We start from the raw sequence: 6549 nt of genomic DNA on the forward strand, positions 1-6549 counted from the left end.
GTCTTATACCCCACAGCATGCCCTATTGAGTTGTTTATGAGTGACTCAAAGGTTACCTAGCTTGTGCTTTTATATCTATAGTTTGGATATAAAATCAATTGAATAGATATCACATATGTCGCAATTAAACTTCCTTTGTATCAATGCTTTATAAAAAATGACACATACACTGCTCGGTTAATCTGTTTAGCATCGGGTTGGGAGTGAGGAATAGAAAATCTCATCACAATATTGAAACCAGATGCTTAATAAGTAACCTGTATCAGTTTTGCGCCAAATACAAACTATGAGCCAAATTTTGATTGGATTTATCCAAGCATTCGGTTTTAAAAGGCGCTATTGTGGGAAAATGAACTTGCACCAAATGATACGTGTTACACTATTGAAAACCGCGAATAACAAGGATTTACGAATGAAGAAAATGCTTTTAAGTGCATTGATGGCCACCGCCTTGGTCGGGTGTTCTGATAACGAAGTTGGCGATGTGGGTCTTGGATGGTTCACTATGAAAGACATCAAGCTAAATCACATGCAAGATCCAATTGTGACTGGCGTAACATGTCATGTCGCTTCAATTGAAGCCGACTTTAGCCTAGCCGATCCAAGTGACAGCTCTATATCTTGTCGTCAGACTGGCGAAATTACCCCAGAGATGATTGCCAATATCGACAAGTCTAAAGATGGTGAAGTGGTATTTAAAAAGTCAAAAAGTATCTTCTTCAAAAGCATGAAAATCCGCCGAATCCTAGATGTAGAGAATCAGACATTGATGTACCTCTCTTATTCTACTAAAGAAACGTCAGGCAGTTTCAAGCACAGCCTCTCTACGGTGCCGTTATGGGGAACCAAAGCGTACGGTGCGTACAAACCAGCGGAATAGTTCAATTAAGTGCCAAACAGTAATGTTTGGCACTTTTTTATGTAATAAATATGAAAGCAATCTTTCATATGTGTGATATTATCCGGGAAAATTTCCAACTCCACTTTGAACATGAAGTTTCCCGGACAGCGTAAATCTAAGCACTACTTTCCTACTCACGCTCGCGATCCACTCGTCAATCAGATGAAGCAAACCCCTAAGCTTTATCGACCGATTGTGGTTGGCGTAGGTCAAACAATTGTTGACATAGAAGCTCGTGTCGATGACGAATTCCTAGCAAAATATGGTTTGAGTAAAGGACACTCGCTCGTTTTAGAGGAGAGTCAGGCAGACGCACTGTACGATGAACTAGTTAAACGCGAGTTGATCACTCATCAATATCCTGGCGATACGATTGGCAATACTCTGCACAACTACTCTGTACTGGCTGACAGTAAATCGGTACTACTAGGTGTAATGTCACGAAACATCGAAGTCGGCTCATTCGCATATCGTTATTTATGCCGCACATCGTCACGAATGAACCTAAACCACTTGCAGATGGTTGAAGGCTCAATCGGACGCTGCTACACGCTTATTTCGGACAACGGTGAACGTACCTTCGCAATTAATGAAGGTCATATGAACCAATTGCGCCCAGAAAGCATCCCAGAAGAGGTGTTTGATAAAGCGTCTGCGCTTGTTGTTTCTTCCTATTTAATGCGTGGAAAACCTGAAGACCCAATGCCGCAAGCCGTTGCTCGTGCTATCGAAATTGCGAAATCTAAGAACGTACCTGTTGTACTGACTCTTGGAACCAAGTGGGTTATCGAAGGCAATGCAAAGTGGTGGCAAGACTACATTAAAGAGAACATCTCTATTGTTGCGATGAATGAAGAGGAAGGCGAAGCTCTAACCGGTGAGAAAGATCCTCTTTTAGCCGCAGACAAGGCACTTGAGTGGGTTGATGTTGTACTATGCACAGCTGGCCCGGTTGGCCTCTACATGGCAGGTTACACTGAAGGTTCAGCCAAACGCGAAACTGAACTACCGCTACTGCCAGGTAATATCCCTGAGTTCAACAAATATGAATTTAGCCGAGCTATGCGTAAGTCAGATTGTGGTACACCCGTAAAAGTGTATTCCCATATTGGTCCTTACCTAGGCGGCCCGCTTGAAATCAAGAACACAAATGGTGCTGGTGATGCTGCGCTGTCGGCCTTACTCCATGATATGGCTGCAAACAGTCACCATAAGACTAACGTTCCAAATTCTTCGAAGCATGACCAACCATACCTGACTTATTCTTCGCTATCGCAGATTTGTAAGTATGCTAACCGTGTTAGCTATGAAGTATTAACCCAGCACTCTCCTCGCCTAGCGCGTGCGCTTCCTGAACGTGAAGACAGTTTAGAAGAAGCATACTGGGATCGTTAATGATACGTTAACCAAAGAAAGAGCCGCTTAACGCGGCTCTTTTTCGTTCAAATATGGGTAGAAGACTAACTGCCCTTCTTCGACCATCATGCAATCCATTTTGGCTGCATGTGCCGCCTGTAGCCCTAGCTGGGTATCTTCAAATACGATACATGCACCAGCTTGAACCTTCATATCATCCGCGGCCTTTAAGAAGGTATCAGGATTGGGTTTATGATTGTCAACATCCGTTGCCGTCACAATGACGTCAAGCAATTCAATCAGTTGTGCCTGCTTTAGAAGTCGTAAAGCGCTATCACGTTGGCTGCCAGTACCAACCGCCAGTTTCTTACGTTGATAGAATTGATGTAGTAGATCTACAGTACAAGCGATAGGCTTACCAACTTCCTGTAGTTCGGCAAAAGCCCCCATTTTGTAACGCGAGACTTCCATCGGTTCTAGCGACATACTGTGCTTTCTATTTATTTCTGCCGCAATTTTATAGCTTGGCATTCCACCTAAGCTGTGTAACCACTCTTGGCTAAACGGAAAGCCGAAATGGGCGGCTGTCTGCTGCCATGCTTTTAAATGGCCAGGCATGGTATCCAACAAGGTGCCATCCATGTCGAATATAAACGCTTGATATTTTTCTAAAATTTCTAACATGGTTGTCCTACTGCCCTATTAACATAGTTTTACCGTATATCCTCACGCTAAGGTAGTGATGGTATTGATATATTTATAAATACCAACTAACATCAGATCAAATACCTATAACTAAATATATTAACGGACTAAGGTAATCTTATGAATATCAAAAACAAACTATATTCATTAGGTGTTGTAGCCATACTTGGTGTCGTGTCTGTTCTTTTTGCAACAAGCCATTTCGCCCAAACCACGGCTCAGCTGAATCAGGCTAGCTTACTCGTATCAAACCTAGAAATACGCTTACTCAATTTACGCCGGAATGAGAAAGATTTCCTACTCCGTAAAGATGAATCAATGAGATATCGGAAAGTACATCCGTTGCGGTGGAAGATGTGCAACAGGCCTCTGTCAATGCACAAAGCGGTCGTAAAGTCGTCGAGACGACCGTCAGCAACATAGATCAACTCACTACCATTCTCGGCAGTAGCCAAGCATCAATTGGCTCACTAAATAACCACGTCGATAAAATTGGTGACGCCGTAAACATCATCCAAGAAATAGCCGAACAAACCAACTTGCTGGCGCTCAATGCAGCAATCGAGGCAGCGCGTGCTGGTGAACAAGGGCGAGGTTTTGCGGTAGTGGCTGATGAGGTTCGTGCTCTTGCTAGCCGAACTCATCAATCAACCGAGGAGATCACTAAAGTTGTGACTGCCATTCAGAATCAAATGTCTGAAGTAGTGACCAATATTGACCAATGTAATGATCAGGGTTCGCAAACTCTCGAAGCATCACAGACACTGGATAGTAGCCTTACTCAAATTATCGATGATATGACCAATATTCAGGCAAATTCTGAACGTATTGCCTCTGCGATTGAAGAACAAGGCATAGTAATGAACCAGGTTAGTGAGTCTATCACAGAGCTCAATTCGATATCTGAAGGGAATATGCAGTCAGCTCAGCAATGTTTAACAGAAGTGGACAGAGTCTCCGTTCAAGCTACTGACATGGATAGTGCGGTTGCTGAATTCAAAACGTCTTAAGTCATCACTCAAGCAAAAAAAAACTCTAGAGAGGGGATTTTTTATTACTCATCGTCAAGTGGTATCAACTTGGTACTTCCACCATGGATTTTCTCGCGCTTACGCTGCACCAGTGCATAGAAGCCAGGTATTAGGAAGGTACCCGCTAGTAGTACACAAAGCAGCCCCCCTATCAAAGAGATACCCAGTGAGTTTTGGCTAATGTGTCCTGCCCCAGAAGCGAAGATCGCTTGGTTACCCGCCAGTACTTCTTGTATTGAACTGGCTCAGCGACAACAAGCTGTGTCGGTAATTGATTCTGTCCTTGAGGGTTTTCGCCGCATCCTACGAGAAAAAAGTGCGCTAGCAAGCGCAGTACAGGTAAAGGTTTTTTTCATGAATAGACCGCTAGATAGATATAAATGGGCTTGCCTAAAAATACCTAACGGTCAATCGAGCTTTGTCCGAACAATATCCGGACAATAAGCTTAAGTGTATCAAACTGTTACAAGTTCTAACTTTGTGTGTAGTTCCGCAAGACGCTGTAATTCTGCGCCCGATTCCCAGCGATAAACCAACTCAGGTACTTGGTGACCACAAGGGGCGTTCCAAAGCCTTTCCAAGCTGTTGGTTCCACCCAAATGCTGGTAAAACTCTACCGCTTGATGATTCTCTTTCATCACTTCCAAATACACACCACTGTCTGGAAAATACTGAGTAATCCACTTGGAGACTTCAGCCAGCAGTGTAACCCCTAATCCCCTGCCGCGGTAATTGGGATCGATATGCAGGGAGTCGATAATCGTACCTTTTTCGAAATCATGATTGCCAAATGCACAGACAAAACCACACAACAGGCCACCTTCTTCGAACAGAAGAACACATTGATTAAAAGGAGGGTTAATGAGGCGGGTCTGCCAAATCGCGAGGCGTTCATCTAGCACTTCGTTATCAAGAAACTCTTGCCCAAGAATGCCTTGATAATATTGTTTCCAACTTTGCGCGTGCAAGGTAGCAATACGCTCATAGTCACTATATTCAGCTACTTTTAATTCCATTTATAGTTCCTTATTACTTCCTGTAAGGATTGAGTGCCCCTTCATACTATAAAACATTTAACAAAAAGCCAAACATTCTGGGAAATGGCATCATTTGTGTTGGTTATTCTGCAACCCAGTTCAAAACCACGGCGAAAAATTTGCTTACCAATTATTTTGACAAAATCACGTGCGCTAACCGACATACTGAGCCATCGAATTTGACTTACAACTGTACGCTGATATTCTGGCGAACAACTGTTAGCTCAAAGGAAAAGCTCGATGTCTGGTTCTAACAAACCACCACTGATTTGGTTAAACATATTTATTTTCTTGTCATCCTTTATAGTCGCTTTGGTGATTGTTCCTTGGTACGGCTTAACGGCCAGTTACGGCCTTGAACACCTCGTCTGGTTCGTTATTGCCTTTTCATTTTGTAATCTTTCGATTACTGCTGGCTACCACAGGCTATGGTCGCATAAGACCTATGAAGCGCACTGGTCATTACGCGTACTCTTTGCCCTTGGTGGCGCGTTTGCGCTACAAAACAGTGCTCTGCACTGGAGTTCCGACCATAGAATTCACCACAAACATGTCGATAATAACGATAAAGATCCTTACTCGGCTAAACGTGGCTTTTGGTTTTCTCATATTGGTTGGATGTTGCGTGAGTATAATGCCAATACCTATTCCGATTATGGCAATTGCCGAGATTTACAGCGTGATAAAATCGTCATGTGGCAACATAAATACTATGTGCCTGTTGCGATTCTAACTAACTTCGGTATTCCACTATTACTTGGCGTTGTTTATGGTGATATCTTTGGCATGTTGCTTGTGGTTGGAGTATTACGTCTAGTACTTAGTCATCACTCAACATTCTTCATTAATTCGCTCGCCCATATTTGGGGCTCACAACCATATACCGATAAAAATACGGCTCGTGACAACGCCGTACTTGCCGTGTTCACCTTTGGCGAGGGATACCACAACTACCATCACATCTTCGAGAACGATTATCGTAATGGCATCTATTGGTGGCAGTACGACCCGACTAAGTGGTTGATTAAGTCCTGCTCATGGTTAGGTTTGACCAATAAATTGCGAGTTACGCCGAAAATTAAAATTGAAAAAGCCATCGCAAAGCAAGCGCTCGCCAAGGCGTCTAAAAATGTTAGTAAACTGCCAAACGCATCAATGCTTAACGAAGTGTTAAACAAAGAGTTTGAGGCGTTAATGTCGAGAATGGCAGACTATTACGATGTAAAAAAACAGGTCATTGAGGCAAAGAAAACCGATTTGGCAAAGAAATATGAAAAGTCATTGCTCAAACTGCGTTATCAGCAAATGAAGCAAGAACTTGCCGCACAGCGCAAGAGCTGGAATAGCCTAGTCGCACAATACGCCTAATTAAAGGTTCATCGCGGCTTTCCGGGGAAAGCCGCTTTTATCTTCATAAAGAAGTATTCCGTATCTCGGTATCCATAGCCCATTCTTTTTATTAGCTTAATCTTGTTATTGATCCCTTCCAAGGTACATGTATTTAGATGATACGAAGCTG

General features: G+C 43.0%; 7 protein-coding genes and 2 pseudogenes. 5 read left to right on the plus strand and 4 right to left on the minus strand.

Annotation, left to right across the window (positions count from 1 at the left end; all coding sequences use genetic code 11):
- Positions 1–412 precede the first annotated feature (412 nt).
- A complete protein-coding gene (locus QTN94_RS18890) occupies positions 413–880 on the plus strand; it encodes a CreA family protein (RefSeq protein ID WP_138970640.1) in 468 nt (155 codons plus the stop codon).
- Between the two features lie 111 nt (positions 881–991).
- Positions 992–2296, plus strand: coding sequence for an inosine/guanosine kinase (locus QTN94_RS18895; protein WP_331428525.1), 1305 nt, complete (start codon positions 992–994; stop codon positions 2294–2296).
- A 27-nt stretch (positions 2297–2323) separates the two neighbouring features.
- Here QTN94_RS18895 and QTN94_RS18900 read toward each other — a convergent pair whose 3' ends face one another.
- Complete coding sequence (locus tag QTN94_RS18900) at positions 2324–2941, minus strand: beta-phosphoglucomutase family hydrolase (protein ID WP_138970642.1); 618 nt, start codon at positions 2939–2941, stop codon at positions 2324–2326.
- A 335-nt stretch (positions 2942–3276) separates the two neighbouring features.
- Here QTN94_RS18900 and QTN94_RS18905 point away from each other — a divergent pair.
- Positions 3277–3972 (plus strand): annotated as a pseudogene (locus QTN94_RS18905) (methyl-accepting chemotaxis protein); the annotation flags it as partial.
- A 44-nt stretch (positions 3973–4016) separates the two neighbouring features.
- Here QTN94_RS18905 and QTN94_RS18910 read toward each other — a convergent pair.
- Positions 4017–4199: pseudogene (locus tag QTN94_RS18910) on the minus strand (hypothetical protein); the annotation flags it as partial.
- Here QTN94_RS18910 and QTN94_RS18915 point away from each other — a divergent pair.
- Complete coding sequence (locus QTN94_RS18915) at positions 4174–4437, plus strand: hypothetical protein (RefSeq protein WP_331418427.1); 264 nt, start codon at positions 4174–4176, stop codon at positions 4435–4437. The pseudogene QTN94_RS18910 and the gene QTN94_RS18915 overlap by 26 nt on opposite strands.
- Positions 4438–4448: 11 nt before the next feature.
- Here the strand turns inward: QTN94_RS18915 and QTN94_RS18920 are convergent, their stop codons facing one another.
- Complete coding sequence (locus QTN94_RS18920; RefSeq protein WP_331418428.1) at positions 4449–5009, minus strand: GNAT family N-acetyltransferase; 561 nt, start codon at positions 5007–5009, stop codon at positions 4449–4451.
- Between the two features lie 261 nt (positions 5010–5270).
- On the opposite strand from QTN94_RS18920, the gene QTN94_RS18925 reads away from it, so the two are divergent.
- The gene (locus QTN94_RS18925) at positions 5271–6398 is read left to right on the plus strand and encodes an acyl-CoA desaturase (protein WP_331418429.1); all 1128 of its coding nucleotides are present in this window, start codon (positions 5271–5273) and stop codon (positions 6396–6398) included.
- Positions 6399–6406: 8 nt separating this feature from the next.
- Here the strand turns inward: QTN94_RS18925 and QTN94_RS18930 are convergent.
- On the minus strand, positions 6407–6549 hold a 143-nt coding region (locus QTN94_RS18930), incomplete at its 5' end, for a transposase (protein ID WP_331418075.1).

The organism is Vibrio sp. M250220, from assembly GCF_036533795.1.
In the GTDB taxonomy this organism is placed as follows: domain Bacteria; phylum Pseudomonadota; class Gammaproteobacteria; order Enterobacterales; family Vibrionaceae; genus Vibrio.